Source organism: Methanoculleus methanifontis, from assembly GCF_030464365.1.
Taxonomy (GTDB): Archaea; Halobacteriota; Methanomicrobia; order Methanomicrobiales; family Methanoculleaceae; genus Methanoculleus; species Methanoculleus methanifontis.
This window is the reverse complement of record NZ_VCYI01000002.1, coordinates 22522-47616: the sequence shown is the minus strand read 5'-3', so window position 1 is coordinate 47616 and position 25095 is coordinate 22522. Positions and strand designations below refer to the sequence as shown.

The 25095-nt window shown below is 63.3% G+C and carries 30 protein-coding genes; 14 read left to right on the top strand and 16 right to left on the bottom strand.

Features of this window, described 5'->3' with window-relative positions; all coding sequences use genetic code 11:
• Positions 1-1026: 1026 nt before the first annotated feature.
• The gene (locus tag FGW20_RS01640) at positions 1027-1524 is read left to right on the top strand and encodes a MogA/MoaB family molybdenum cofactor biosynthesis protein (RefSeq protein WP_301676375.1); all 498 of its coding nucleotides are present in this window, start codon (positions 1027-1029) and stop codon (positions 1522-1524) included.
• Between the two features lie 525 nt (positions 1525-2049).
• Here FGW20_RS01640 and cgi121 read toward each other — a convergent pair.
• The 6 genes from cgi121 to FGW20_RS01610 form a co-directional block, all read right to left on the bottom strand.
• Complete coding sequence (gene cgi121 / locus FGW20_RS01635) at positions 2050-2571, bottom strand: KEOPS complex subunit Cgi121 (protein WP_301676374.1); 522 nt, start codon at positions 2569-2571, stop codon at positions 2050-2052.
• A 6-nt stretch (positions 2572-2577) separates the two neighbouring features.
• Positions 2578-4716, bottom strand: a complete 2139-nt coding sequence (locus FGW20_RS01630) for an ATP-dependent DNA helicase (RefSeq protein WP_301676373.1) — start codon at positions 4714-4716, stop codon at positions 2578-2580.
• Between the two features lie 76 nt (positions 4717-4792).
• The gene (locus FGW20_RS01625; protein ID WP_301676372.1) at positions 4793-5335 is read right to left on the bottom strand and encodes a KH domain-containing protein; all 543 of its coding nucleotides are present in this window, start codon (positions 5333-5335) and stop codon (positions 4793-4795) included.
• Positions 5336-5358: 23 nt separating this feature from the next.
• Positions 5359-6135: a serine protein kinase RIO gene (locus FGW20_RS01620; RefSeq protein ID WP_301676371.1), complete on the bottom strand. Its 777-nt coding sequence runs from the start codon at positions 6133-6135 to the stop codon at positions 5359-5361.
• A 7-nt stretch (positions 6136-6142) separates the two neighbouring features.
• The gene (locus FGW20_RS01615) at positions 6143-7090 is read right to left on the bottom strand and encodes a tyrosine--tRNA ligase (RefSeq protein ID WP_301676370.1); all 948 of its coding nucleotides are present in this window, start codon (positions 7088-7090) and stop codon (positions 6143-6145) included.
• Positions 7091-7364: 274 nt separating this feature from the next.
• Entirely contained in the window at positions 7365-8390 is a 1026-nt protein-coding gene (locus FGW20_RS01610) for a type II glyceraldehyde-3-phosphate dehydrogenase (RefSeq protein WP_301676369.1), read from the bottom strand.
• A gap of 282 nt (positions 8391-8672) precedes the next feature.
• On the opposite strand from FGW20_RS01610, the gene FGW20_RS01605 reads away from it, so the two are divergent.
• Positions 8673-9257, top strand: a complete 585-nt coding sequence (locus tag FGW20_RS01605; RefSeq protein ID WP_301676368.1) for a GNAT family N-acetyltransferase — start codon at positions 8673-8675, stop codon at positions 9255-9257.
• Positions 9254-9841 carry a GNAT family N-acetyltransferase gene (locus FGW20_RS01600; protein ID WP_301676367.1) on the top strand — a complete coding sequence of 196 codons (588 nt, stop codon included), beginning with the start codon at positions 9254-9256 and terminating at the stop codon, positions 9839-9841. The genes FGW20_RS01605 and FGW20_RS01600 overlap by 4 nt, the downstream gene beginning before the upstream one ends.
• A gap of 151 nt (positions 9842-9992) precedes the next feature.
• Here FGW20_RS01600 and FGW20_RS01595 read toward each other — a convergent pair whose 3' ends face one another.
• Entirely contained in the window at positions 9993-10202 is a 210-nt protein-coding gene (locus tag FGW20_RS01595) for a hypothetical protein (protein ID WP_301676366.1), read from the bottom strand.
• 67 nt (positions 10203-10269) lie between these two features.
• Positions 10270-10554 carry a DUF5661 family protein gene (locus FGW20_RS01590; RefSeq protein WP_301676365.1) on the bottom strand — a complete coding sequence of 95 codons (285 nt, stop codon included), beginning with the start codon at positions 10552-10554 and terminating at the stop codon, positions 10270-10272.
• Positions 10555-10710: 156 nt separating this feature from the next.
• On the opposite strand from FGW20_RS01590, the gene FGW20_RS01585 reads away from it, so the two are divergent.
• From FGW20_RS01585 to FGW20_RS01575, 3 genes are all read left to right on the top strand, one after another.
• A complete protein-coding gene (locus FGW20_RS01585) occupies positions 10711-11025 on the top strand; it encodes a hypothetical protein (RefSeq protein WP_301676364.1) in 315 nt (104 codons plus the stop codon).
• A 68-nt stretch (positions 11026-11093) separates the two neighbouring features.
• On the top strand, positions 11094-11306 hold the full coding sequence (locus FGW20_RS01580) for a KTSC domain-containing protein (RefSeq protein WP_301676363.1): 213 nt from the start codon (positions 11094-11096) through the stop codon (positions 11304-11306).
• A 46-nt stretch (positions 11307-11352) separates the two neighbouring features.
• Positions 11353-11592, top strand: coding sequence for a KTSC domain-containing protein (locus FGW20_RS01575; protein ID WP_301676362.1), 240 nt, complete (start codon positions 11353-11355; stop codon positions 11590-11592).
• Positions 11593-11604: 12 nt separating this feature from the next.
• Here FGW20_RS01575 and FGW20_RS01570 read toward each other — a convergent pair whose 3' ends face one another.
• From FGW20_RS01570 to FGW20_RS01560, 3 genes are read right to left on the bottom strand one after another with little or no spacing between them, the layout of a single operon-like run.
• On the bottom strand, positions 11605-12030 hold the full coding sequence (locus FGW20_RS01570; protein ID WP_301676361.1) for a metal-dependent transcriptional regulator: 426 nt from the start codon (positions 12028-12030) through the stop codon (positions 11605-11607).
• An 11-nt stretch (positions 12031-12041) separates the two neighbouring features.
• Positions 12042-13757 carry a ferrous iron transporter B gene (locus FGW20_RS01565; protein WP_301676360.1) on the bottom strand — a complete coding sequence of 572 codons (1716 nt, stop codon included), beginning with the start codon at positions 13755-13757 and terminating at the stop codon, positions 12042-12044.
• Positions 13754-13987 (bottom strand): FeoA family protein, encoded by a 234-nt coding sequence (locus tag FGW20_RS01560; RefSeq protein WP_301676359.1) that lies wholly within the window; start codon positions 13985-13987, stop codon positions 13754-13756. Before FGW20_RS01560 ends, FGW20_RS01565 begins: the two co-directional genes overlap by 4 nt.
• A gap of 170 nt (positions 13988-14157) precedes the next feature.
• Here FGW20_RS01560 and FGW20_RS01555 point away from each other — a divergent pair, with 170 nt between their 5' ends.
• From FGW20_RS01555 to FGW20_RS01545, 3 genes are read left to right on the top strand one after another with little or no spacing between them, the layout of a single operon-like run.
• The gene (locus FGW20_RS01555) at positions 14158-15084 is read left to right on the top strand and encodes an ROK family protein (protein ID WP_301676358.1); all 927 of its coding nucleotides are present in this window, start codon (positions 14158-14160) and stop codon (positions 15082-15084) included.
• A gap of 9 nt (positions 15085-15093) precedes the next feature.
• Entirely contained in the window at positions 15094-15603 is a 510-nt protein-coding gene (locus FGW20_RS01550; protein WP_301676357.1) for a dual specificity protein phosphatase family protein, read from the top strand.
• Positions 15600-15968, top strand: a complete 369-nt coding sequence (locus FGW20_RS01545; protein WP_301676356.1) for a YigZ family protein — start codon at positions 15600-15602, stop codon at positions 15966-15968. Before FGW20_RS01550 ends, FGW20_RS01545 begins: the two co-directional genes overlap by 4 nt.
• Here the strand turns inward: FGW20_RS01545 and FGW20_RS01540 are convergent.
• The 3 genes from FGW20_RS01540 to FGW20_RS01530 all read right to left on the bottom strand — a co-directional run bounded on the left by FGW20_RS01540 (position 15958) and on the right by FGW20_RS01530 (position 18904).
• Complete coding sequence (locus FGW20_RS01540) at positions 15958-16350, bottom strand: hypothetical protein (protein ID WP_301676355.1); 393 nt, start codon at positions 16348-16350, stop codon at positions 15958-15960. The genes FGW20_RS01545 and FGW20_RS01540 overlap by 11 nt on opposite strands.
• Positions 16351-16779: 429 nt before the next feature.
• Complete coding sequence (locus FGW20_RS01535) at positions 16780-18186, bottom strand: hypothetical protein (RefSeq protein WP_301676354.1); 1407 nt, start codon at positions 18184-18186, stop codon at positions 16780-16782.
• Positions 18179-18904 (bottom strand): ABC transporter ATP-binding protein, encoded by a 726-nt coding sequence (locus FGW20_RS01530; RefSeq protein ID WP_301676353.1) that lies wholly within the window; start codon positions 18902-18904, stop codon positions 18179-18181. Before FGW20_RS01530 ends, FGW20_RS01535 begins: the two co-directional genes overlap by 8 nt.
• A 227-nt stretch (positions 18905-19131) precedes the next feature.
• On the opposite strand from FGW20_RS01530, the gene FGW20_RS01525 reads away from it, so the two are divergent.
• From FGW20_RS01525 to FGW20_RS01505, 5 genes are all read left to right on the top strand, one after another.
• Positions 19132-19410: a 2TM domain-containing protein gene (locus tag FGW20_RS01525; RefSeq protein WP_301676352.1), complete on the top strand. Its 279-nt coding sequence runs from the start codon at positions 19132-19134 to the stop codon at positions 19408-19410.
• Positions 19411-19479: 69 nt separating this feature from the next.
• A complete protein-coding gene (gene glgP / locus FGW20_RS01520; protein WP_301676351.1) occupies positions 19480-21693 on the top strand; it encodes an alpha-glucan family phosphorylase in 2214 nt (737 codons plus the stop codon).
• Entirely contained in the window at positions 21690-21935 is a 246-nt protein-coding gene (locus tag FGW20_RS01515) for a GNAT family N-acetyltransferase (protein WP_301676350.1), read from the top strand. The genes glgP and FGW20_RS01515 overlap by 4 nt, the downstream gene beginning before the upstream one ends.
• 155 nt (positions 21936-22090) lie before the next feature.
• Complete coding sequence (locus tag FGW20_RS01510; RefSeq protein ID WP_301676349.1) at positions 22091-23050, top strand: hypothetical protein; 960 nt, start codon at positions 22091-22093, stop codon at positions 23048-23050.
• A complete protein-coding gene (locus FGW20_RS01505) occupies positions 23050-23718 on the top strand; it encodes a hypothetical protein (RefSeq protein ID WP_301676348.1) in 669 nt (222 codons plus the stop codon). The genes FGW20_RS01510 and FGW20_RS01505 overlap by 1 nt, the downstream gene beginning before the upstream one ends.
• Here FGW20_RS01505 and FGW20_RS01500 read toward each other — a convergent pair.
• The gene (locus tag FGW20_RS01500; protein ID WP_301676347.1) at positions 23715-24368 is read right to left on the bottom strand and encodes a hypothetical protein; all 654 of its coding nucleotides are present in this window, start codon (positions 24366-24368) and stop codon (positions 23715-23717) included. The genes FGW20_RS01505 and FGW20_RS01500 overlap by 4 nt on opposite strands.
• An 89-nt stretch (positions 24369-24457) precedes the next feature.
• A complete protein-coding gene (locus FGW20_RS01495; RefSeq protein WP_301676346.1) occupies positions 24458-24958 on the bottom strand; it encodes a HEAT repeat domain-containing protein in 501 nt (166 codons plus the stop codon).
• Between the last annotated feature and the right edge of the window lie 137 nt (positions 24959-25095).

The window sequence follows — 25095 nt, the reverse complement described above, 5'->3', positions numbered from 1 at the left end:
AACTGATGCCGATATTCATGTGTACCTCTGCAACTAAAGATATAAAGTTTTATCGTATACGTACAGAGAAAACAAAAAGGAGAAACCGGAGTTAAAATGGATTAAAGAGGGACAATAAAGCGTAAAAGGGAAAACAAGTGGAAAAAGGAAGCATAAAACCAAAAGAAAAGGATATTATGGGCTTTTATGGCGAATAACCAGGAAAATGGGGCCAGGTCACGAAGTAACCAGCAGAAAAGGGACAGGAAGCAGAAGGGATAGAGGAGACTGACCAAAGAGGGAAAACTGGGAAAGAGGGATCCAATCCTGTGTCCTGTCCGATCACCTGTTCCATCTTTCCTCATTCCTGTCAAATCTCACTCTATCAGGATTTGTTTCTCTTCCTCTTCCTCTCCCTTTCTGTCTTGTTCCACCCTGTTCTGTCTAAATCCGTCTCTTTCCACCCTTATCTTGTCTTATCCTATCCTGATCCAGCCTGTTCAACTTCACTCTGTTCCATTCCAACCCGATCCATCGCTTCCTGCCCATATCCTGTTTTAACTTACCCGGTTTCGCTTATTCGACTTCTTTATGCACCATTCCGCCCCAATTTGCGTCTCTCCAGTTTTATTCCGTCTTGTCTTATCCCTATCCCGCTTATTCGGCTAAGTCCTGCCTTGTTCCACTTCTCTCCCATTTTACCCCGTTCCACCTCGATCCTTCTCACTCTCGCCTTATCCCGTCTTGCTCTCTTCCGATCCGGCCCATTCAACTTTCTCCTGTCCTACCCTGATCCGTTGCTTTCCGTCCTTTTTTCGTCCGGATCCTCTCCGGGTTCATGAGCGCGATCTCGTCAATCTTCATAGATTAACTGGTTTACTCACCGGATATCCTGCATTCGGATTCCTTTCCTCTCTGCTGTCTCCTGAACCCGGCCCGCGGAGCCCTTTCTTTCTCCACACGAAACAAAGGGGTCGGGGATTGAACTTTCCTTGACAGGGGATAGAAAGAAGTAAAATACGTGGTACAGGAATACTGGAAGATCCCATGGACAGCAGTCATCTTAAACCGCTTACTGTAACCGGTGCCATTATCACCGTCTCCTCGACCCGGAAGCCCGAGACCGACACCAGCGGGAAGACGCTCATCGACCTTCTCTCCGCCGCGGAGATCGAGGTGACCCACTATGCCGTCGTCCCCGACGACCAGGAACGGATCAGTGCCGAGGTCCGCGTGGCGCTTTCGCATGCGAACTGCGTCATCGTCACCGGGGGCACCGGGCTCACCTCCGACGATGTGACCATAGAAGCCGTCGCACCGCTCCTTGAAAAGACGATCGACGGGTTCGGGGAACTCTTCCGGCTGAAGAGCTATGACGAGATCGGGACGGCCGCGATCCTCTCGCGAGCGATCGCCGGGGTCGTCGGCGGCCGGGTGGTCTTCTGCATCCCGGGCTCGACGAAGGCGGTCACCCTCGCGGCACGGGAGATCATCATCCCCGAGATCCGGCACATCCTGACCCATGCCGGGGCAGGTCAGCGGTAGCGGACCATTTCGCCTGTGAGGTATAGCCACCTCACGCAAAGAACGCGAAGCCGCGAAGGGGCGTAACTCTCAATCAACCGGGTCTTCGCGTTCTTCTCGACTTCGCTTGCGATATCGATTGTTGATAGTAATACAGAGGCCATCCCAAAACGCCTCTGCCGGGAGGGGGGCACCCCCTCCCGGTCCCTCCCCCGCGTGGCGATAGCCAATGGGAAGCCGTTTCAGCAATTTGATACAGGAGAGCGTTCAATTTGTTATGAACGCTCGTAATTGCATTCTGAACCCAGTGAATCTTCAACCACGTGGCACTTTTGGGACGACTTCACAGCCTCACGCGAAGAGCGCGAAGCCGCGAAGGAGAGTTGTACTCCTTTTTATCGAACTTTGCGTTCTTCGCGGGTCGCACCTTCGGTGCTCCAACTCCTTCCCCAACGGGGAAGTCGTTCTTCGCGTGAGGTTGTCATAGGGACAGCAACAAAGTCTCACGCAAAAGACGTGAAGCCGTAAAGATGGAATTCGTTTGGGTCAGCGGTAGACGTCGAGGAGCGCCACCCGCTCGAGGACGAGTTCGCGGAACCGCTCCTCCCCGACCACCGCAACCTCCTCGGGGGTGATCGAGAAGAGGTCGGCAAGACGCGCCCGCTTCGCGGGATCGATCTCCTCCCCTCCCTGTTCATCGTGAACGAACCTCACGAGATCGGCAAGCCGGTCCCGGACGCCGGGCGCCGGCGGGCAGACGGCGACGTACGACCGGTTTTCACCCGGGTGAATCCCGAACGACGAGGCCACCTGGCACTGCCGGGTTCCCGCGGCGTAGAGGAGCGCCTCCATCTCAAGCGAGTTCGCGATCGCTTCACCGCCGGTCCACGACCTGCAGGCATGCCGGAGCGCCGCCTCGACGTGATCCCGTCCGGCCAGGCGATCGGCGTCGAAGAGGATGATGTGGGTCTCAAACTCGTCGGCGATTGTTCGGATCTTCTGGAGGAAGGCGGCGTTGTCATCGACCGTAAAGACCGCCCCGTATATCTCGCATGGTATCTCTGTCATATTCATTCACCCGAACCGGGAGAGGGTCGACTGCTCCTCGCCGGGATCTGCGATCTCCTCCCGTCTTCCCTCGAGCTGCTCGAAGATCTGGGCGGCGATCCCCTGCCCGAGAACCTTTGCGACCTTCTCCGGGCCCGCCTCCCGGAGCGCCTCGATCGAGTCGATACCGTTGTTGAAGAGCCGGCGGGCCCGGACCCGGCCGATCCCGCGGAGCTTGATGAGCGGCAGGAGCTCCTTCTTGATACCGTGCTTGGTCCGGAGCTCCATCTCCTCGATGGGGTCTGAGAGGTGCGGCGCGAAGAGCCCGGCGAGGTGCCGGCTCGCGTGAACCAGCCAGGCGACGCTCTCCACCATCCCGTAGACATCGCCCGGCCCGACGCTGTAGCGCTCGCAGATCACGTCTTCGCCAACCTCGTCCGCCCAGTCGGTGAGGAGGAGCGCGGTCTTGAGGCTCCGGTCGAACTCCTCGCCCGCGTCCCAGGGGATATCCATCCAGAGTTCCTCCCGGTGGTCGGCCAGGAACCGGTCGAGGGCATACATATCGTTTTTGCGGACAAAGAGCGTCGACATATCCGGCGTCGTGCAGAGGAGGTGAAGGAAGCCGATATCGGTGTAGTCCTTCTGGCGCGTCATCGCGTTCACGATCACCTCGGCGCTCCGGGGGTCGATGTAGAGCCGGGAGACGAGTGACCCGTACTCCGTGGCCTCAAGCCACTCCCCCACCTCGGTGATCATCTCCGCTTCCCGCAGGAACTCGAGCACCCGGTCGACCGCCCGTTTCAGCGCACGCGGGCTCTCGCCCTGGTAGGCGTAGAACGTCCCGTCCATGAACCCGAGCACCTCGCCCGTCTCGCGGGCGAAGCCGGTCGCGATGAGTGAGAGGACGTGGGTGCAGAGAACCGCCTCGTCCGCGCACCGGCTCCGGACATCCTCTGCCGTCGCTTCGATGTAGTAGTCGAAGAGCTCGTCGACCATCTCCTCGGATTTCGCGATCAGGACGGCCTCGCCGTAGGGGTCGAGGCGCGGCCGCCCGGCCCGGCCGGCCATCTGCCGGTACTCCCGAACCGGGATCGGCAGCATCCCTTCCCCGGCGTTGAACCGGAGGTAGTCGCGGACGATCACCCGCCGGGCGGGGAGGTTCAGGCCGGCCGCAAGTGTCGGAGTGGAGGAGATGACCTTGATCTGCCCTTCACGGAACCCCGCTTCCACGATCCCCCGCTCCTCCCGCGAGAGCCCCGCGTGGTGGAACGCCGCTCCCTGCGCGACGCAGGCGGCGAGGGTCTTTCCCATATCGGTCGAAGCACTCGACCGTATCTTATCGGCATATCCGGCGAGGACGGGGTTTGCGAGTTTTAAGCCCGATGCCGCTCGTTTTGCGAACGCTTCGGCGTTCTTTCGGGAGCTGACGAAGACCAGGCACTGCCCCCCCTCCGCGACCGTGTCGAGGACGAGGTCCAGGTCGTCGTACTTGCTTTTGCGGTTGATCTCGCGGATGCTGTCGGCAAACCGGATGCCGTCTTCGAAGAAGACCCCTTCACGGAGGTCGACCGGCCGCCACTCGCTCTCGACGAGTTCGGCGTCCAGCCATCCGGCGAGGTCGGCAGGGTTCCCGATGGTCGCCGAGAGGGCGATGATCTGCATCCCGGGGTTCTTGTGGCGGAGTTTTGCGATCACCATCTCGAGCGTCGCTCCCCTCGAGGGGTCGTCGATCAGGTGCGCCTCGTCGACGACCAGCAGGCTGATCTCCGTAAGCCACGGTGTCCGGTTCCGCAGGAGCGAGTCCACCTTCTCGCTCGTCGCGACGATGATGTCGTTTCTCCCGAGATACTCGTCCCGCCGGTCGAAGTCGCCGGTGGCGATCCCGACCCGGAGACCCTTCCCCGAGAACTCCTCGAACTTCTCGCTCGCGAGGGCGCGCAGGGGAACGATGTAGAGGCATTTGCCGCCCCTCCCCGCCTGGTGGTGCATCGCCATCTCGGCGACCAGGGTCTTGCCGCTCGCGGTGGGGATGGCGACGAGGAGGTTCTTTCCCGAAAAAAGGCCCGCTTCGACGCAGGCGGCCTGCGGCGGGTAGAGTTCCGTGATCCCGCCGTCGATGTAGCGCCGGGCAAGATCCGGCGGAACGGGAAGGTCGGCTATCTCCATCTGTACCCCTTCATTTCCACTGGAAACCGCATATCTCCCGCATTGTCGTGGGCAGGGTCGGTTCGGCCCTGCCGTATCACGAGTAGTACTCCAGCATCGCCTGTTTTGCTTCCTTCTTCTTCCGGTCGAGGAATCCGTAGACGTGTTCGTGCGGGACGCCCTGGATCAGCATCTCGATGGCTTTCCTCGCCGTCTCGACCTGCTCCGGGAGACCGATGATCGCGACGGTCTTGCCGTGGACCGAGATCTCCGTACCGGTCATATCCTCGATCTGGGCACGGGAGGTGCCCGCCTTCCCGATGATCCGGCCCCGGAGCCGCTCGAGCTGCTGGGTCGTCCCCGAGAGGTCGGCGAGATCGAGGATATCGAGCATCATATCTTCATCGTCAAGGAGCCGGAGCGCACGCTCCGGCGAGAACCCCCGGTTGATCGCGGAGACGACGTTCGTCGCCGTCATGACGCCGACGGGGTCCTCCCCTTCGAGCGTCACAAGCCCTTCCTCGCTGTCGATCCGGAGGGTTATCCCGGTCTTCTCTTCAATCTCGCGTTTCGTGGACCCGCTCTTGCCGATGAGTACACCGATCCTCGCCGTTGAAACTTTTATCTCCTGTGTGGTCATGGTTGCATCCCTTCTCCCGGTGTTCAGGGCTCCCGGCGTTCGCTGCCGACGAGCGTCTTGATGATCTCCTGCTCGTCCTGCACGTCGCAGTAGCGGGAGAAATATCGATTCAGGTTCTTGATATCCCGGATCAGAAACGCAGACGCCCGCGGGTGATCCAGGGTTACCGCCTGCCCCATATCGATCAGGTATGGTTTCTCGTGGTAGAGGATATTGTATTCGGAGAGGTCGGCGTGAACCAGGCGCGCCTCCCGGTAGAGCCGCTCCACGTAGCCGAGAATCTCGCGGTATACCATCCCGTAATCCTCGACCTCGGCGTTCCGGAGCTGCGGATACGCCACCTCGTCACGCCCGAGGAACTCCATCAAGAGGATGTTCCGATCAAACGCGAGCGGTTCGGGGGCTGGAATCCCTGCCTCGTGTGCCCGGGCAAGGTTGCTGAACTCTTTTTTGGTCCAGGCGAAGATGAGGCCCTTGCGCGTCCCCCGGACGCTCGAGAACCGACGGTCCCCCGCCAGGTACTCGTTCATCGCCTTGAAGTTCGCGGTCTGGATACGGTAGATCTTGATCGCAAGCCCCCGCCCGTCGCGCTCACCATAAAAGACGTTCGCCTCTTTTCCGGTACTGATCGGCCCCCCGATGACCGTGATCAATTTTTTCTGGACGAGCTTGTAGAGCGCGAGAAGGGTGACCTCGTCGAAGACATCGTCCCGTACCTTCACCGTGTTGGCGTCTTTTATCCTGACGCCCATCGCCTCGATCTTGCGGTCGAACCGCTCGTGCTCATCTTCGCGGCCCACGGCCGGATCACCTGCTGCAGACGTAGTCGTGTACGGGGGTGAGGATATCGATGAGGTGAGCGGCGGCGGCGTTCTTGAGATCCAGCGGGTGGATCTCGCCCACCGTGTAGGCCCGTTCCAGGTCCTCGTAGGTGGCAAACTCCCGGTCGCCGCCGAACTTCGCGGGCCGGCGGATGGCGACCGCGCCCGTCCGGGGGATGACGTGGTAGCGCAGGATCTCGAGCACCGGGTTGTTCTCGACCTCGGGCGGGCAGAACGCCTTCTTCATCTTCTTTTTGATATCCTCCTCGGAGTCGGCGACCGATATGACGTTTCCGGCCGACGACGACATCTTCTTCCCGTCGAGGCCGTTGATGATCGGCGTATGGATGCAGACCGGCGCCGGATACCCGATCGACGGGAGGTGTTCCCGTGCGAGCATGTGAATCTTTCGCTGGTCGATCCCCCCGACGGCGGCGTCCACCTCGAGGGTCGCGATATCGACCATCTGCATGATGGGATAGACCATCTGCGAGACCGTCGGGTTGTCCATCTGCCGCCCGACCTCGTCCATGCTCCTCTTCGCCCGGTTGAGGGTGATCGCCTGGGAGAGCTCGAGAACGTGGAGTTCATACTCCGGCGTGAGCTGGACGTCCGTGCCGAGGACGTAGTTTGCGCCGCGCAGGCCGAGCCCCTCAAAGCAGCGGCGGTTGTACTCGGCCGTCTCCCGAATCTCTTCCATCGTCCCTTTGCGGTTTAAGAACGCGTGGAGGTCGGCGATGAGCACCGTCACCTCGAACCCTGCCTCTTGCAGGTCCATCAGCTTGTTCACCGTCACCATGTGGCCGAGGTGGATCTCTCCGCTCGGCTCGTAGCCGGTGTAGACCCGCCTGACCGGACGGTCGATGAGCGCGCGCAGTTCCTCGTCGGTGACGACCTCTACGGTATTCCGGGTCGCCAGTTCGTACGGATCCATTAAAAATAGTGGGTCTGCCGGGGAGTTAATGCTTCTTCTAGGCGTGCTGACTGCATACTGTTCCCTTCCCTGCTGACAGAGCATTTATGCTGTCCAGCCTATGTTCTCTCACGCGAAGTGCGAGCGCAAGCGGAGCTTGAGCACCGAAGGTGCGAGTGAGGAGCGCGAAGCGCGGGCGGTGGGGGCGTCCCGGACATCCCGGTGCTTGAGGGTTGCCGCCCCAAGGAAAATTGATTTGTGAAGGAGAGTGCTCTCTCCTCCCCCGCTCTGCCGTTCACCCGATAGCGACGAAGTTGAGCGCTTCGTTGGTCATCCGGATGGACTCGTCGGGATCTTTTACCGTTCCCATCAGGGCGCGAATGCAGTCGATGTTCTCGGGGACGACGTCGGCCTCCTGGTGGATCGCCTGGAAGCAGTAGAACTCCTTCCCGTCAAGGACCGAGACCGACTCCTCGAAGACCCCGTTCTCCCAGAGGTCCGTCCTCGGCCGGCCGAGGTCCTGGGTGTACTCCCGGAGCTCGGCGTTGCTCTTGATCCCCATGGTCTTGCGGACGAGCCCGATCCGGCTGTGGTTCTCAAAGACCTTCAGCACCTCGTCCCGGGTGGTCTCCTTCTTTAAGTCCATCTGGATGCTGTGCATGTGCATAAACGTCGTCGGGACGATCATCGCGAGCGTGACGATGTCGATGTGCGGGAGGACGGTCTTGACGTCGGGGCCGTGGTGACTCGGGATGGACGCCGGGTTGAGGACGATCGCGTCCACCGGCCCCCTTTTGACGTCGTTGGGGTCCGCAGCCCGCCGGACCATCACCGCCCGAACCCGTGCGACGCCGAAGGCCTGGTCAAGGGCGTGGATGAGCCGGACGAGCCCGGTGGAGTTGCAGGAGACGACCCGGGCGAACTGGTGGTTTTCGGCCTCTTTGTAGTTCGCGTGGGCGTTGAACGAGAACCCGGCGACCTCGTGACCCTCGCCGCCCTGAAAGATGGCCTTTTTCCCTAATTTCTCGTAGATTGGCCGGTTCTTCTCCCCGACGCCGCCGGGGGTGGCGTCCACGACGATATCGGCGGCCTTGAACATCGTGTCGACGTCGCCGGCGACCTCGATCCCGGCCTTCTCGAACGCCGGCTTCTTCCCGAGGTCCGCGATGTAGAGGGGGTACCCGTGCTCTTTTGCGATGTATGCCTCGGCGGAGACACTCGTCTTAGAAACCCCGATGACTTCCATGTCGGGTTGTGCGGTGACCGCGTCGGCAACCCGTTTGCCGATGGTGCCGAACCCGTTTATCGCGACTTTGATCATGCATGTTGGAATACAGAACAAAAATTAATAAAGGTTGCTGGTTTGCCAATAGAAAGACTATTAGAAACCCGTATCGGAAACAGGGTCTTCTGAATGCCTCCTTTTCCATGAATCCCGCGAAAACGGAGCAGATGGAACCTCAAGGTATAAACACAGCAGTGTTCGGGCGGACCCGGGAGTGTCGGAACGGTTCTTGCCGCCTCTCTTCCCGACCCCTCTCCGGAGGGAGGGGCGCGGTGCGGCAGGACTTATATCCGATCGGCGCTATGGAGGATATGTTCCATGGATCAGCAGCCCGCCCTCGCAACCGACCGCCTGCTCCTGCGACCGTATACCCTCTCGGATGCCCGTGCGGTGCAGCGGCTTTGTGGAAACTACGCCGTCTCCGCGACGACCCTTCTCCCCTACCCGTATCCGGACGGCCTCGCCGAGGTCTGGATCGCTTCGCTCAGCGAAGGCACCGAGCGCGGCGACGCTGTGGCGTTCGCCGTCACCCTTGCCCGGGACGGCCCCCTCATCGGTGGCGCCCGCCTTCGGATCGAGAGCGTTCACGCCCGTGGCGAGCTCGGGTTCTGGATCGCGAAGTCCTGCTGGGGCCGGGGGTATGCCACCGAAGCCGTCCGTGCGGTGATCGAGTACGGGTTCTCTGCCCTCGGGCTGCACCGGATCCATGCCATGCACTTCTCCCGCAACCCCGCATCGGGCCGGGTTATGGAGAAGTGCGGGATGGTGCACGAAGGCCGGTTCCGCGGGCACGTTAAAAAGTGGGGTATCTACGAGGATGTCGATATCTGGGGGATTCTCAGCAAGCAAGCCGGCTCTACCGGAACACGAGCCTCCCCGGCGCTATCAGGGGTGCCCGTGTGACCGGACAGCCCGTCCTCGCGACCGATCGCCTGCTCCTGAGGCCGTTCACCCTCGCGGACGCCCCGGAGGTGCAACGGCTCGCCGGCGACTACGAGGTCGCGTCCCGTGCCCTCGATATACCCTACCCGTACCCCGACGGGGCGGCGGAGGTCTGGATTGCCACCCTCGCGCCGGGGTTTGAACAGGGGGTGCACGTCGTCTACGCCGCCACCCGCGCCGGGGAGCCGGGACTCGTGGGCGCGGTCGGGCTCGTCGAGATCGACCACACTCACGGGAGGGCGGAGCTCGGGTTCTGGGTTGCGAAATCCTGCTGGGGCCGGGGGTATGCTAGCGAGGCCGCCCGGGCGATGATCGAGTATGGGTTCTCCACCCTTGGTCTGCACCGGATCTATGCCACGCACTTCTCCCGCAACACTGCATCGGGCCGGGTGATGGAGAAGTGCGGGATGGTGCACGAAGCGCATCTCCGGGAGCACGCGAGGAAATGGAGGGTCTTTGAGGACATCGAGGTCTGGGGGATCCTTAGCGCCGATTGGCGGGAGCGGTGCACGCCCCCGGTGTTCTGGGAGTACCGGGAGCATTGAACCCGCGGGTTCAACCTTTGAGCTCCTGCTGTACGAGAAATATATTAAACCCCGGGGCGATGCTGTAATGGGGAATGTGGACGGGGTTCGCCCCCCACTCTGTTGTCGCTCCGCCGGATGCCCCCCGCGCGTTTGAAAATCTCCTGGGACTTTATCGCTCGACAAAAACGGCGTAGCCCCGGTTCCCGCCCTCGGTGGCGGCTCTGAAGACGTGGACGTCCTCTCCCTGGCGCTCCAGTTGCTGGGCATAGGTTTTTGCGGCCTGCTGGGTCTCGTAGAGCCGTTCGGCGTAGCACTCTCTTCCGTCGATAACCCGCCGCTGCCGTATCCTGATCCAATCGGTGCCTGACCTCCGATCCATGGTTAATCGTTGCAGCGGACGGACAATAGTTGTTGCGCATCGCTCTGCGGGGAGCGATCATCGGGCTCTAGGGCGCCTGCGCTTTCTGCTCCGCCCAGTAAGCCTCCGCTTCCTCTTCCATCTCCTCGAGCCGGTCGTAGTAGTCCGGAAACTCGTTTAGGTGCGCAAGCGCTATCTTTGCCGTCAGGAAGAGGTCGTCGTCGGTGACGTTCGTTGCCGGGTCGCGGAGGCCGTGTTCGAGTTCCACGACCATGCCCCGCCGGAACTGTTCGACGTCGAACTCTTTCCAGGTGATGCCGAGCTGCTCGCCCATCACCTTTGCTTCTTCCGATGTTACGTCTCTTCGTGCCATGTGGGTCTCCCCGGAGGGGGATAGCTTCGCGAGGTTATGAGCCTGACGGAGGCGTGAGGCGGACGAGCCGAAACCTCCTTCTTTTCCCGGCGAGCACGGTAAGTACAACCATGACGGAAGGGAATGACCCGGTGCGGGAGGAGAAGAACCCGGTCTTTGCGGCAGGTCTCTCCCTCCTCTTCCCGGGGCTCGGACAGGTCTATAACGGGAGAGACCGGCAAGGGTATCCTGGTGCTTTTTGGGGTGCTCGCGGGGCTTCTCGTGATGCTCATCCCCGGGGTGGTCGTCTGGATATTCGGGATTTACGACGCCCGGGCGACCGCACGCCGGATGAACGAGGGTACCGTCCCGTTCCGCGAGATGCGTTCCGCCTCGGTCGTTCTCTTCATGGCGGTCTGGACGGTCGGGGTGCTCGTGTTTCTCACCCTTCTCGCGCTCGCGGCGTTCGCGGCCTTCACTGTGGCGGCATAGACCCTCCGCCCGATCGCGGCGCATGCCCCCCGCAACTCTTATCCCCACAACCCCCTCTACCCCCACCCATGCAGCGCCAGCTCGTCGAGTCTACCAGCATAAAATCGGTCGGCTACGATCCGGAAGACGAGGTTCTGGAAGTCGAGTTCCATAGCGGGGGGATCTACCACTACGTCGGGGTGCCACCCGATGTCTACGAAGGAATGCTCGCGGCACGGTCGAAAGGGCGGTATTTCGGCGACTTCATCCGGCTGCGCTACCCCTACGAAAAGGTCCGGTGAAACCCGCCGCAACTGCTATCATCTTCGCCCGCCACAACCCGCCCGTATGTCCCGACAGTCAGGTGGACGTTCCGGCGCCGTGCGCTCCGTCGGCTACGACCCGACGACGAAGGCGCTCCTCGTCATCTGCGAGAGCGCTGACGCCTACCGCTACGCCGGCGTTCCAAAAGAGGTCTACGATGCCCTCCTCGCGGCCCCATCGCGGAGGCAGTTCGTCCGCGAGTCCGTCGAGGGCAGGTACCCGCGGGAGAAGTTTCCCTGCATGATGGTGGGGGAGGAGGTCTGACCCGAACCGTTCTCACCGTTCGTGTCTCTGGAACTCCTTGAATGCTGCGAGGCATCCCCGGCCGTCCGGGCTCTCGCTCAGGAACTCCAGGAAGAGCCGGAGGCGTTCCAGCGTCTCCGGGCTCACGTGGTGCTCGAACTGGCAGGCATCCGTCTCCGCGGTCTCCCCCTCGACCCCCAGGAGTTCCAGCAGGTTCGCAAACGTCCTGTGCCGTCCGAGAAGATCGCGGGCCATTTCCTCTCCCACCGGGGTCAGCGTCGCGCCCGCGTAAGACTCATAGACGATGAGTCCCTTCTGCTCTAGCTTCCGGAGCATCTCCGTGACCGATGGCGGTTTGACGTTGATCGCCTCCGCGATCCTGCCGGTCTGCGCCCGCCCCTCCTGTTTCTCGAGCAGACAGATGATCTCGATGTACTCCTCTGTCGTCTTCTTCCGCATTCCTCTTCCTCCTAAAACCCGATCAGGATCACCCGCAGCGCGCCCCCGACGAGGAGGGCTGTCGTCACCATCACGCCTGCGGCGGCGAGCATCCCCCGCGCCCCGAGTTCACGGAGGAGCACCACGAACGTCGCCACGCACGGGAAGTAGATCGTGAGCATCGTCACCGCGATCACGAGCTGTTCCGGGCTCATCCCGAGCGGCACCAGCATCCCCACCGCGAGATCCTTTCTGAGGAACCCGACGAGGAGCGCGACGGCTGCTCCGGCAGGGAGACCGAGCCAGGTCTCCATCACCGGGGCGAAGGCGGCCGCGAGCAGGTCGAGGAACCCGACCGAATAGAGCAGGTTGACGACCAGGATACCGAGGAAGAGGTAGGGGATCGCCTCGCCGACGAAGCCCCGCACCCGCATCCAGGTCTTTGTAGCGGTCGCCCGGAGATCCGGCGCCCGGTAGGGGGGGATCTCCAGGAATATTTCGGGGCACTCGCCCGGCACCACCCTGTTCAGGATCAGGCCCGCGGCGACGTAGACGACGGCGAGGCTCACAAAGACCATCACCACGTACTGGAGGCCGAACGGCCCGAGAACCCCGAAGACCATCGCGATCTGCGCCATGCACGGGATCGCAAGCGACATGAGAGTGGCCGCGATGAACCGTTGCTTCTTCGTCTCCAGCACCCGGGTGGCGAGCGCCCCCGGCACGTTGCACCCGAACCCGAGGAAGACCGGGATGATGCCGTAGCCGTGCATCCCGAGCCGGTGGAAGAAGGTGTCGGCCAGCGTCGCGAGCCTGGGGAGGTAGCCGGTGTCCTCGAGGATCGAGAGGATGAGGTAGAATGCCACGATGTAGGGGAGGATCATGGCGAACGGGACAAAGAGTCCGGTGGTGAGGAGTCCCATCGACTCGACGTAATCGATCTCACCCCCGATGAGCCGTCCGATCAGGATATCGTGCAGGATCCCGGGGCCGAGGAGTTCGCTCGCCCTCATGACGATCGGGGTGTAGAGGTCGAAGAGCGGCTCGAAGACGAACGATATGAGCCCTTCGCCGATCCACCTGACCGCCAGGAACGCGGCGGCGATGACCGCGAGGGCTATGAAGATACCGCTGGTCGGCCGGATGCTCGCCTCCGCGAGCCGGTCGGCGAGGGTGTGGTGCCGGTGGGCGATCTTCTGCACCTCCCCGGTGATCTGGCCGACCGCCACCCACCGCTCCTCCTCGCTCATGGGCTGTATCGTCGCCGAAGGACGTGCCTCGCCGAGCCGTTCCACGAGTTCCCGGATTCCCTGGCCGGAAAGCCCCACGGTCGGGACGACCGGCACCCCGAGGAGTTCCTCGAGCCTGTCGACGTCGATCGTGATCCCCTGGTGCCCGGCCTCGTCCCAGAGGTTGAGTGCGACGGCCGCCGGAACCCCGCGCTCCAGGGTCTCGAGGGTCAGGTAGAGGTTCCTCTCCAGGTTGGTTGAATCGACGACGTTGACGACGACGTCGGCCTCTCCGAGGATCTCCGCGGCGACCTCTTCAGCGGGGTTCGTGGGGGCGAGGGAGTAGGTGCCGGGCGCGTCTATCACCGCGGCGGGGCCGTCCGCGAGACGCGTCTTCCCGCGGGAGACGTCGACGGTGGTCCCGGCGTAGTTCGAGGTGATGACCCGGGTGCCGGTCAGCCGCGAGAAGATCCCGCTCTTCCCGACGTTCGGGTTGCCCATCAGGACGACGGTCTTCATGCGGCAACGTCCACGACGACTCTTACGGCCATTCCCCGGCCGAGCGTCACTTCCCGGCCGTCCACTTCGATCACCACCGGACCGCCGAGGGGGTGGCGGGTGACGACGGTGAGGTTCTTGCCTTCCCTGATTCCAATCGTTCTGAGTTTTCGGACAAAGCCCGGATTTCCCGCAAATCGGGCGATGATTCCCTGCATGCCCGGTTCCAGATCAAGCAACGTTTTTTCCATGGTGATCATTTTTAGGTATACCTAAATCTTGGTGCAGGAAGTAGATATACCTTGCTTTCCTGGCCGTGGTCTCTCTCCCGAACTCGCCGCCCCGGCCGGAAGCAAGGTTTATCCCGGTGGTTCGCGTAATCCGAGAAGAGATACACCTGCTACCCGGAGGAATGACCCATATGACGACCGTGATTGCCGTTGACCTCGGCGGAACCAACCTCCGCGCCGCCCTGGTAGGCCCGGACGCGACCCTGCTCGCCCATGATGCCGTCCCGACGCCGACTACCGGGCCGTCCGGGGAGGTGATCACCGCCGCGATCGCCGCCCGGGTGGAAGCCCTCCTCGCGTTGCCGCAGGGGCGGGAAGCCGCGGCCATCGGCGTCGCGTCGGCCGGTCCGCTGGACCCCGGCCGCGGGTGGGTCGTCGGCTCCCCGAACATCACGTTCCCGGTCGTGGAGATCGTCGAACCACTCCGGGAGCGGTTCGGGCTGCCGGTCGCCCTGATCAACGACGCCCGGGCCGGCGTTCTCGGCGAACGGTGGGCGGGCGCCGCGCGCGGCTCCGATAACGTCGTCTATGTCACCCTCTCGACCGGCATCGGCGGCGGCGCGGTGGTGAACGGCCGCCTTCTCCTCGGGATGAACGGGAACGCCGGGGAGATCGGGCATATCCCCGTCGATACCAGCTACAACCTCATCTGCGGGTGCGGGTTTGCCGGCCACTGGGAGGCCTACGCCTCCGCAAAGAACATCCCGGGGTTCTTCGCGGCGTGGCGGAAGGCTGCCGACGTTCAGCACGTGGCCTTCGACCCCTCCTCTACCCGGGGGATCTTTACGGCGGCCAGGGCGGAGGACCCGGTCGCCCTTGCCTTCATGGAGGCGCTCGGGGAGATGAACGGCCGGGGGATCTCAAGCGTCATCGTCGCCTACAACCCCGAGGTGATCGTCTTCGACGGACCGCTCGCCCGGTACTACGGGGATATCGTGATCCGGGAGATGGAGCCGTTCATCGACCGCTACCTCGCCCTTCCCCGGCTCGTCGTCTCCGATCTTGCAGGGCAGGCGCCGCTTCTCGGGGCGGCGGCATACGCACTCGAGGTGCGGTGAGGAGGGCATATGATCGAGATCTACCAGAACCTCTATATCGGGACGCAGGAGGACTACGAGGTCGCGGTGGAGGCCCACGAGACCTGGTGCGTGGTGCACGCCTGCCGGAGCCCCTATCACTGCCTGGCGGTCACCTACTCCCCGCTCGGCACGGTGCCGCCGGATCACCCCGAGCACCTGGTCGCGCGGCGGGGGAACCGGCTGATGCTCAACCTGGTCGATGTGAGAGACCCCGGCGACGTCCCGAAGGATGCCGTCGACGCCGCTCTCGCCTTCATCGACCGGTGTCTTTCGGAGGGCCGGCAGGTGCTGGTTCATTGTGGTTTCGGCGCCTCCCGGTCGGCGGCGATCGGGCTCCTCTACCTCGCTGCCTACACCGATGTCCTGCCGACGGAGAGGTTTGCCGACGCCGAGGAGGCCTACCGCAAGATATACCCGCCCTACAAACCCGGCCGGGGGTTCCGGGGGTTCCTTATGGCGCACTGGGACGAGTACGCGAGAAGTCGGGTGGCGGCGTGACCGCGGAGCCCCTCGGCACCGCCGCGATCGAGGTCCGGCGGTCGCGGTTCTACGCCCATCTTTACCGAATCGAAGGCTCGGAAGACGTCGCGAGGGTTCTCGCCGGTCACCGGGAGGCCTACCGGAAGGCCGCCCACCACTGCGCCGCCTTCCGGTGCGGAACCCTGGAGGAGTTCAAGAACGACGGCGAGGTCGGCCGGCCGGGAAGGATCCTCCTCGACCTGCTCCACAGGAACGCCCTCGGGAGCCACGCGCTGGTGGTCTCAAGGATCTTCGGGGGCGTTCTCCTCGGCCCGGGGAACGTCGGGCGGGCGTTTCGCGACGCCGGGGAGGCGGCGATCCGCGAGGCAGGGGTTACCCGGTGACGAGAACCTGCTGCCGGGCGGCCGGGATATCCCCCGGGAGGATTGCCGAGACGGGGGCGAAGGCGGCAGCCCGGGCGAGGACGGCACGGAGCGCCGCGGCCGGCACCGTGTAGCGCTCGCCGGTAGCGAGCTTGAAGACGACCGCTTTGCCCGTCCGTGACCGCTCCGCGCGGCCGACCGTATCCCCGAGAACCGGCCCCCAGTCGTCGTGAAGCAGCCCGACCCGGGCCGGGCGCCGGCCACCGAGCGCCTGCCGGAGCTCGCCGACCCTGGCCCCGAACCGCCTGCCGTCGAGGGCGATCTCGACGATCCGGCAGGGTTTCCCCCATTCGTCGGTCGCGGCGCACCTGCTGTTCTGGAGGTAGCCTGCTCTCTCTAGCATAACTCCGGAGTCTCCTCCGGAGGTTTAAAAGCCGCGCCGCGCGCGGGGTGAAAGTGAGATACCCTTCACGGGCTGGCGGCCAGATTGCCGGGAATTATCCCTGCCACACCCTGTCGCTCACGCGACACGGCGAAATTCCCGTGAAAAGGGATCTCGCCGCTACTCCTCCACCGTTAACTCACGCGAAGTGCGACGTTCCAACGGAACGGAGCATGAGCACCGCTAGGTGCGAGCCGCGACTGTCCACATGACGGGAGCGTGAGAAGCCGTGGGCTTCGAGCCGCGACTGTCCACATGACGGGAGCGTGAGAAGCCGTAGGCTTCGAGTCGCGAAGAACGCGAAGTCCGGCATATGGGTTGACGTCCCCCTCTTCGCGCCTTCGCGTCTTCGCGCGAGATCTTCTTCCCACCCCAAAAATTCCAGTTGCGTCAGTACCCCGGCATCTCCCACGCCTGCCACCGCGTCCGCCCGCGGGCGAGGAGGAGCGCCGCCGGCACGACGAGGAGGAGGCTTACGAACGCGTATCCCGGGTTGACGATCGAGACGAAGATGAGAAGCAGCAACGCCGGGCTTATCGCGAGGAGGTAGCGGAGAAAGACCCAGGCGTGATAGAGCATCACGTTCGGGTGGAGCCCCGTGAGGTAGACCGTCACCGCGAGGGTGTAGGCCGAGACCGAGGCGAACGCGGCAAGTGCCGGGAGGAACGTCCCCACCCCGCCGGAGGTCGCCGCCGCGAGCACAAGCACGCCGAGCGGGAGGAGGTTTGCGATGGCGTAGCTCTTCAGTTTCGCGTCGATCACCTCAGAGACCTCCACCGGCAGGAAGGTGTAGGAGGTGAAGGAGTCGAACTCGGTCAGCCAGTTGTAGATGGTGGCCGATATCACCCCGAGCAGAACCGCAAAGACCACCAGCGGGTCGATTCCCGGGATGAACCGGATCAGAATCTGGAGGCAGGCCCAGACGAGACCCAGGGGGAGGAGGAACGAGAAGATCACCTTCCCAGCACCGCCTTCGCTCCGGAGGAGGTCGAGAGCGTCCTTCGCGATGAAGTGGGCGCCCCCGAGGGTGCCGACTCTCTCCGCGAGGGGATCGAGGCTGTTCTTAAACCGCTTCGTCCGGTCCGGGTAGTCGACGGTGACGAAGAGCACCGAGGCGGCCGCCGGGACAAGGATGAGGAGGAGTGAGAGCGCGAGCGGTTCCACCGCGGGGTCGAGGAAGAAGGCGTACGGGGGGAGGACGGCGGAGACGGTGATCGTCCCGAGGCGGAACGCCGCAAGCGCCGCTATCGCAAGCACCGCCGCCGTTCCGGCGAGGAGCGCGACAGAGCGTGCGTAGAGGGTCGAGAGGAAGCAGACGGCGGAGAGGCCGAGGAGGAAGGCGAGCGCGAGCGAGACGAACGCGAGGAGTCCCAGACCCGGATCGAGGCCGATGAACGGCGTCGCCACGGCAAACCCGGCCGCGAAGGGGAGGACGTAGAGCAGGATGTAGTAGACGGTATCTTTCGCGAGAAACGCGGCGAATATCCGCCGTTCCGAGACCGGGAGGCTCCGGGAAGCGTAGGCGATCAGGCTCGCCTGCCCGAACCGCCGGTTCATGAACTCGCGGCCCATGAGGCCGAACGATCCCACCATCACGCCCATGAGGAGGAAGAGCGCGTGCGCAAAGAGCGCGACCACGTCGTAGGGGAAGACGTCTGCAAAGAGCGGGAGGGTGAGCGACCCGAGAAGGGCGAAGACCCCGATGACCGCCGGGAAGAGCGCGAACCCGAGGCTCCCGAAGATCGTCGAGTGCATCCGCCATTCTTCCTTCATCATCGCGCAGAAGAGGTCAGGCACCGGCGTCACCCCGCACCAGGTCGAGGAAGAAAGACTCGAGGTGCCGGCCCGATCCGACGAGGTCTCCGACCGGGCCGGAGTGGAGGAGCCTGCCGTTGTGAATGATCCCGATGCGGTCGCATATCTCCTCGGCGATCTCGAGGATGTGGGTGGAGAGGAAGACGGTTCCGCCGCCCTGGACGTAACCCTTGAGGAAGTCTTTGACCGTCCGTTGCATGACGGGGTCCAGGTTTATGAGCGGTTCGTCGATGAGGGCGAGCTCTGGTTCGTGGAGGAACGCCTGCGCAAACATCAGTTTCTGCCGGGTGCCCCGCGAGAGGTCCTTACAGAGGACGTCCCGCTTGTCGCCAAACTCCAGCAGGTCGAACCAGCGGTCGCACCGTTCGTCTACCGAGTCGAGGTTTCGGATGCTGGCCACGAAGTGGAGGTACTCCTCCGCGGTGAGGAAACTTGGCGGCGTCTCCTGCTCGGGGATGATCCCGACAAGCCCCCGGACCCCGATGGGATCCTTCGCTGGATCGAGCCCCATCACCCGGGCCGATCCCGTTGTCGGGGGGATCTGCCCGGTCAGCATCCGGATCATCGTCGTCTTCCCCGAACCGTTCGGCCCGAGCAGGCCGAAGAGTTCCCCCTCCGCGACAGAGAACGATACCCTGTTCACGGCGGTGACGCTGCCGTAGTTCTTCGTGAGTTCGGTTGCCTCGATCATCTGCCGCATGTGAGTCACCCTCCTTCGGGTCTTCTTGCAGGAACATCGGCAAATGGCGCATATAATACCTTCTCATTCTGTTTTGCTGGCGCCAGAGAGTATCTGCAAAAATATCCATTATAGTCTCCCCGTTCTCCCGGGGCGATCGTGAGAGGCCGTCTTACCCGCTCTCCTACGCCTCCTGCTGCACCGGGGCATGGTCAGGTATAAGTGTCCTGGTCTGTCCATGGAATCCCATGGACGAGCAGGATCGGTATGCACGCGCGAGGAGACGGGTCAAGAAGATCCGGGATTTCTACGAGCACCTTGTGCTTTATATCGCCGTCAATCTCATCCTCTTCGGGATCAACATGCTCTTCAGCCCCGACTCACTCTGGTTCTACTGGGTGACGTTCTTCTGGGGGATTGGCGTGGTGCTCCATGGGTTCGGCGTCTACGTCGAAGGCCGGATCTTCGGCCGGGACTGGGAGGAGAAAAAGATCCGGGAGTTCCTGGAGCGCGAAGAGCGGCGATGAGCCGGTTCCCGCCTCACTCTCCCCCGTGACAGAAGCACTTATCAGGTGGAGCGGGTAATGCCCGTCGCGATGAAGACGGAGATACCCTACGACCGGTTCGCCCACGTTCCTGAGCGGATCTTCGGGCTGGTCGACCTCGCGTACAATCTCTGGTGGAGCTGGCACTCCTCGGCGAGCGTACTCTTCAAGATGCTGAACCGGGCGGAGTGGAAGATGAGCCGCCACAACCCGGTCAGGATGCTCCTCGATACCCCGCCGAAGTTCTTCGAGCGGGCGGCGGCGAACCCGGAGTACCTGCGCCGCTACGACATCATCATGCACCGATTCGGGGAGTACATGACGCCGGGGACGAGCTGGTTTGCGCAGCACTATCCCGGACGGACGCCACTGACGATCGCCTACCTCTCGAGTGAGTTCGGGCTGCACCATTCGCTCCCGTTATACGCGGGAGGACTCGGCATCCTCGCGGGCGACCACGTCAAGGCGTCGAGTGATCTCGGCGTGCCGACGGTCGCCGTCGGGTTCATGTACGCCGAAGGCTATCTCCACCAGCACATCGAGGGGAACGGGTGGCAGAAGAACGTCGCGGAGATCCTGGACCGCGACGCCGCCCCGGTTCTCCGGGTGCTCGGCGACGACGGGAAGCAGCTCGTGGTGCAGGTTCCCCTGATCGAGCCGCCGATCTACGTCGCGGTCTGGAAGGTGCAGGTGGGACGGGTTCCCCTCTACCTCCTCGATACCCATATCGACAAGAACCTTCCCGAGAACCGGAGCATCTCTCACCGCCTTTACTTAAAAGAGCTCGAGTGCCGGCTCCGGCAGGAACTGGTGCTCGGGATCGGCGGGAGGAAGGTTCTCCATACCCTCGGCGTGGAATACTCGTCAATGCACTTAAACGAAGGGCATTCTGCGTTTGCCCTTCTTGAGAGGCTCCGCGAGCGGCTCGTGGCCGGGATGCCCCCCAATGAAGCGCGCGAGCAGGTCCGCGGCACCTCGGTCTTCACCACCCACACCCCTGTCCCGGCCGCCCACGACGTCTTCCCCGAGGACCTGATGGCGAAGTACTTCCGGAGTTACTGCGCGTCGCTCGATCTGACCTGGGACGAGTTCATGGCGCTCGGCGACGATCCCCACAACCCGGGCGCTGGGTTCAACATGACCGCCTTTGCGCTCAGGATGAGCCGGTTCCACAACGGCGTATCCCGGCGGCACGGCGAGGTCGCCCGGGATATGTGGCGGCCGCTCTGGCCCGACCTCCCTCCCGAGGAGGTGCCGATCGACGCCGTCACGAACGGCGTCCACGTGCCGACATGGCTGAACCACCGGATCGAGGCACTCATCGACCGGTACATGGACCCGGTCTATCCGAACTGGCGGGAGGATTACGATAACCCCATCATCTGGGAGGTTGTCGAAGAGATCCCGGACGAAGAACTCTGGCGCGAGCACCAGTGGCTGAAGATGAAACTCTTTGCCCGGATCCGGGACCGGAAACGCAGCAAATGGGCAAGGCACCGGGATGAGCCTGCAAACCTCGCGGCCGAAGGGCTCATGCTCGACACCTCGGCACTGACGATCGGGTTCGCCCGCCGGTTCGCCGAGTATAAGCGGGCGGATCTCATCTTCGAGGATCTCGACCGGCTCGATCGGATCGTGAACAACCGCTGGAGGCCGGTGCAGTTCATCTTTGCCGGGAAGGCTCATCCGGCCGACGAGCAGGGCAAGCGGATCCTGCAAAGGATCTACCAATACGCGCGGGATCCGCAGTTCGGAGGCCGGATCGCGTTCGTCGAGGACTACGGCGAACAGATTGCGCGCTACCTGGTTCACGGCGTCGACGTCTGGATGAACACCCCCATCCCGCTCATGGAGGCGAGCGGCACGAGCGGCATGAAGGCGGGGATGAACGGGGTGCTGAACCTCTCGGTTCTGGACGGCTGGTGGGTCGAGGGTTACAACGGCAGGAACGGCTGGGGATTTGAGGGGCACGGCCCCTCTGCGGAAGGTAGCCAGCCGGACGCGGAGACGCTTTACGACCTCATCGAGAATGAGGTTGCGCCGCTCTACTACTCGCGGACGATGAACGACGTTCCTCAGAAGTGGGTCCGGATGATGCGGGAGTCGATGAAGAGCATCGCTCCGCAGTACTGCTCTCTCCGGATGCTCAAGGAGTACATCACCCGGTACTACCCTTCCATCTGCAGGTATGCGGCCGAACCGGGGAAGCAGCTGGCCGGGCTTGAGGGGGTCTGCCCTCCGGCGCCCCCGCCCAGGATGAGATGATGCGGAACCGGAGCCCCCCTCCCCCGGTCGGTTCCGGCAGGTTCGAAGGGGTCGCCGGGCATCCCGACTACTACCCCCGGTTCGGGTTCTCTCCGGCACGCGCGAAGGGCTTCGAGGCACCCTTCCCGGTTCCGGACGAGGCGTTCATGCCCCTCGAACTCCGGCCCGGGGCCGCTGGTGCCGGGGGGACCGTCATCTGCTCCCCGGCGTTTGAGGTCTGCGACGAAGACCCGGACAGGTGACGACCGGCCAGACGGCAGGAAGACTCCGCCCTCCTTTTCCGTTTCATCCGCATATTAACCCTTTTCGGAATGATCCGCCTCCTGAACACAACCATTAACAATTTTTTAACGGTAGATAGCAAACATCTCTACCGGAGGCCGTTGTTGGTTCAGGCATGGAGTGGAAGGACGTTCTCCCGGTAATTGCGGGTGCGGTCGTGATCCTGGTCGTCGCCCTCGTAGTGAAACCCGCCCTCCTCGGGGAGCCGATCGGCTTTGGGTCTCGCGGTTTGGTGCCGGCCGGCGACCCGCCAGCATATGTCCCGCCCGCGCCGGTACCGACGGCGACGCCGTTCCCCGACGACGGCGAGGTCTATACCCGGAACTTCCGCTGGACGGCGATCGACGGCGGCGTCCAGACGACGCAGGTCACCGTCCCGGAGGCGCTCTTCCGTGAGCACCGGGAGACACCGCGGATCACCGACTACAACACCTGGGGGAGGTATGCGCTCGCGGATGCCGACCGGCCGGTTCTCGAGGACCTCGCCCGCCGGATCGCGCCCCCGGCCGCCAACCCGGACGAGGAGTACTTCCGGCTGATGGACCTCGTCTTCTTCGTCCAGCAGATCCCCTACGATAAGGACGACAACGCGACCTCCTACACCGAGGGCGCCCTCCCCCGTCACGCCATGTACCGGGCGGGCGGTGTCGAGTATCCGAAATACCCCGCCGAGATGCTCGTCGACGGGAGGGGGGACTGCGAGGATGCGGCAATCCTGATGACGGGGCTCCTCGACGCCCTCGGCTATGATACGGTGCTGCTCCGATACTCGGATCACATGGCCCTCGGCATCCGGATGAACGAGTTTAATCCCTGCTACGCGAAGTACACGCCGAAATACTTCGAGCACGAGGGGAAGCATTACTACTACATCGAGGGGACGGATTTTGAGTGGTGGAACGTCTCGGTCGGCTCAACGGCGATCTGGGGAACCCCGCGGGCCATCGGGGACGCCGCCGGAACGGGTCTCCCGAGTGTCCGGTCGGAGACCCCGCAGATCGTCCCGCTCCGCTACATCCCCGAGCCGGGGGAGTACCGGATCCGTCCCGCCCGCCTGCCCGGGGGAGGAGCGTGATGAGCATGGATCCCGACACCCCCGAACCGTCCGGCGGCCTGAAGATCCCGAAGCTCCCGGACCTGGAGATCCCGAAACTTCCGAACCTCCCGAAGATCACCGTCACCCGGAAGCAGGCGCTCACCGCCGTCGGGACGGCGGTCTTCGTGGTGGTGGTCGCCGTCATCGGAGGGGCGATCCTTCTCAACTACACCCAGAACCAGCAAGTTGCGGCGTTTAGCAGTCATGTGGCGGCATCGGAGGCCGATATCTTCCAGGTCTACGATAAGATCGCCGTGCATATGCGCATCCCCACGAACGATCTCTCGGTTGCTGAATGCGACGCCCATATGCGGGAGTTTGCGGCAATCGCGAGGTACGGCAGAGACGTTACGGCATACCACCGACAGATTGTTGCGGCCGACACCATCCCTGAGGCCTACACCGGAGCGCAGTCGGCCTACGTCCGGGCGCTCGACAACCTGAACCGCGCGTTCACGTTCTGGTCGTCGGCCGCGGGCGCCTACGAGATGCGTGATTACGCCGCAGCCAACCGGAACCTGGCAGATGCTGACGAGGCGTGGCGGGCGTATGCCGCCGCGATCACCGATTACGACCGGGAGCTCCGCGCCGCAGAAGAGGAGGGGACGGAAGAAGGGGGAGAGGAAGTTCCTCCTCCTCCCGCCTAGACGAGGTACTTCTCCGGGACGTAGATGGTGATCTTAAAAGATTCTAACGCTTCCGAGCGGGTGACGAAGTAATAGTCGTCGTAGCCTTCCCGGATGAGGAACCGTTCTTCTTTTCCGTCTGAATCCTCATCGGGAACAAGGATATCGTTTCGAGAGTACCGGATCTCTTTGACGATCCGGTTCGGGTCATCGGGATCGCGGATCTCCACCACGAGCCAGGGGTAGTCGGTTCCCGCCGTTGCGCTCACGGTGATTGCCCAGTAGGGGAAGGGGATGTGGTAAACCTCGGTGGTGAGAACGCGGCGCCCGTAAAGACCGTCATCGCAGGAGACCACCGCATATTCCGCCATCTTCCCGGAGATGCGGACGTCGTTTGGCGGTTTCATCATTGTCGTCGCGGGCGTCGGGGTCATCGAGAGGTGGTAGGTCGCGGGGTCGACGAACTCCACGCTCTGCGGCTTATCATCCTTCCCGCGGGGGGGTACGTGCGGCGTTGGGGCCGGCTGGTTCCCTCCCACCGCCTGCGCCTCCGTCGGCGCGGGTGTCTGGGTGACCGGTTGCATGTCAGTAATATCCTCCTCTGCCGTACAGCCTCCGGCGATGACGGCTGCCGCAAGGAGGATCAGGACCAGGATATGGCGCCCCTGCATACTGATCTTTTGTCTGCGGGCGTTATTAGAAGTTACTCATCAATGCCGCCTGGAAAGACGGCTAAAAAAGAGGCACCTTGAGGGTTCCCTCACGTTCCCTCTAAGGCCTCCATGGCAAGGCCGCGGAACCCCTCGCCCGACTGCTCGAACGTTTTTTCCACCTCGGCAATCCCCGCGGGGTCGCCGAGTTTCAGCAGGGCTGCGGCGGTCAGGGCACGGCAGCACTCGGATCTGCTCGTCCGGAGGGTGCCGACCAGCGGCTCGACCGCTCTCGGGTCGCCGATCTCGGCAAGCGCCCAGATTGCCGGGTTCTTGACCTCATCGTCCGCGACGAGCACGACCCCGACGAGCGGCTCCACCGCTTCGGTGCCGGTGCGGGCGAGCGCCATCGCCACGGCCCAGCGTGCGTCTCTGTCGACGGCGAGCAGAGCCTGCACCAGCGGCCCGACCGCCGGAGCCCCGAGCGCCCCGAGGGCGCTGATGGCCTGCAGGCTGGTGTAGGTGTCGCCGTTGAGCATGGCGTGCATCAGCGCCCGGATCTCCGGATTGTCCTCCTCCCGTACCTCTCTCCTCTCGATGGTCTTCTGCATCTCTTCACCTCCTCCGTGCAGATTTGCCGTATCCCGGGACTACAATAAGCCTTTACGAAGCAGAATCATCGTGCGGTACCGCGGAACGATACTGCCGGGCATTGGTTTTTATACCCTCGGGGTGGCCGAGGCGGTGC

What these genes read in the sequence shown, in the direction of transcription:
- FGW20_RS01555 (WP_301676358.1), top strand. Translation starts at nt 14,158, where the DNA reads ATGACGACCGTGATTGCCGTTGACCTCGGCGGAACCAACCTCCGCGCC.
- FGW20_RS01625 (WP_301676372.1), bottom strand. Translation starts at nt 5,335, where the DNA reads ATGACCACACAGGAGATAAAAGTTTCAACGGCGAGGATCGGTGTACTC.
- FGW20_RS01640 (WP_301676375.1), top strand. Translation starts at nt 1,027, where the DNA reads ATGGACAGCAGTCATCTTAAACCGCTTACTGTAACCGGTGCCATTATC.
- FGW20_RS01560 (WP_301676359.1), bottom strand. Translation starts at nt 13,987, where the DNA reads ATGGAAAAAACGTTGCTTGATCTGGAACCGGGCATGCAGGGAATCATC.
- FGW20_RS01495 (WP_301676346.1), bottom strand. Translation starts at nt 24,958, where the DNA reads ATGCAGAAGACCATCGAGAGGAGAGAGGTACGGGAGGAGGACAATCCG.
- FGW20_RS01510 (WP_301676349.1), top strand. Translation starts at nt 22,091, where the DNA reads ATGGAGTGGAAGGACGTTCTCCCGGTAATTGCGGGTGCGGTCGTGATC.
- FGW20_RS01540 (WP_301676355.1), bottom strand. Translation starts at nt 16,350, where the DNA reads ATGCTAGAGAGAGCAGGCTACCTCCAGAACAGCAGGTGCGCCGCGACC.
- FGW20_RS01565 (WP_301676360.1), bottom strand. Translation starts at nt 13,757, where the DNA reads ATGAAGACCGTCGTCCTGATGGGCAACCCGAACGTCGGGAAGAGCGGG.
- FGW20_RS01605 (WP_301676368.1), top strand. Translation starts at nt 8,673, where the DNA reads ATGGATCAGCAGCCCGCCCTCGCAACCGACCGCCTGCTCCTGCGACCG.
- FGW20_RS01615 (WP_301676370.1), bottom strand. Translation starts at nt 7,090, where the DNA reads ATGGATCCGTACGAACTGGCGACCCGGAATACCGTAGAGGTCGTCACC.
- glgP (WP_301676351.1), top strand. Translation starts at nt 19,480, where the DNA reads ATGAAGACGGAGATACCCTACGACCGGTTCGCCCACGTTCCTGAGCGG.
- FGW20_RS01590 (WP_301676365.1), bottom strand. Translation starts at nt 10,554, where the DNA reads ATGGCACGAAGAGACGTAACATCGGAAGAAGCAAAGGTGATGGGCGAG.
- FGW20_RS01500 (WP_301676347.1), bottom strand. Translation starts at nt 24,368, where the DNA reads ATGCAGGGGCGCCATATCCTGGTCCTGATCCTCCTTGCGGCAGCCGTC.
- FGW20_RS01575 (WP_301676362.1), top strand. Translation starts at nt 11,353, where the DNA reads ATGTCCCGACAGTCAGGTGGACGTTCCGGCGCCGTGCGCTCCGTCGGC.
- FGW20_RS01505 (WP_301676348.1), top strand. Translation starts at nt 23,050, where the DNA reads ATGAGCATGGATCCCGACACCCCCGAACCGTCCGGCGGCCTGAAGATC.
- FGW20_RS01515 (WP_301676350.1), top strand. Translation starts at nt 21,690, where the DNA reads ATGATGCGGAACCGGAGCCCCCCTCCCCCGGTCGGTTCCGGCAGGTTC.
- cgi121 (WP_301676374.1), bottom strand. Translation starts at nt 2,571, where the DNA reads ATGACAGAGATACCATGCGAGATATACGGGGCGGTCTTTACGGTCGAT.
- FGW20_RS01570 (WP_301676361.1), bottom strand. Translation starts at nt 12,030, where the DNA reads ATGCGGAAGAAGACGACAGAGGAGTACATCGAGATCATCTGTCTGCTC.
- FGW20_RS01580 (WP_301676363.1), top strand. Translation starts at nt 11,094, where the DNA reads ATGCAGCGCCAGCTCGTCGAGTCTACCAGCATAAAATCGGTCGGCTAC.
- FGW20_RS01630 (WP_301676373.1), bottom strand. Translation starts at nt 4,716, where the DNA reads ATGGAGATAGCCGACCTTCCCGTTCCGCCGGATCTTGCCCGGCGCTAC.
- FGW20_RS01550 (WP_301676357.1), top strand. Translation starts at nt 15,094, where the DNA reads ATGATCGAGATCTACCAGAACCTCTATATCGGGACGCAGGAGGACTAC.
- FGW20_RS01525 (WP_301676352.1), top strand. Translation starts at nt 19,132, where the DNA reads ATGGACGAGCAGGATCGGTATGCACGCGCGAGGAGACGGGTCAAGAAG.
- FGW20_RS01595 (WP_301676366.1), bottom strand. Translation starts at nt 10,202, where the DNA reads ATGGATCGGAGGTCAGGCACCGATTGGATCAGGATACGGCAGCGGCGG.
- FGW20_RS01610 (WP_301676369.1), bottom strand. Translation starts at nt 8,390, where the DNA reads ATGATCAAAGTCGCGATAAACGGGTTCGGCACCATCGGCAAACGGGTT.
- FGW20_RS01530 (WP_301676353.1), bottom strand. Translation starts at nt 18,904, where the DNA reads ATGCGGCAGATGATCGAGGCAACCGAACTCACGAAGAACTACGGCAGC.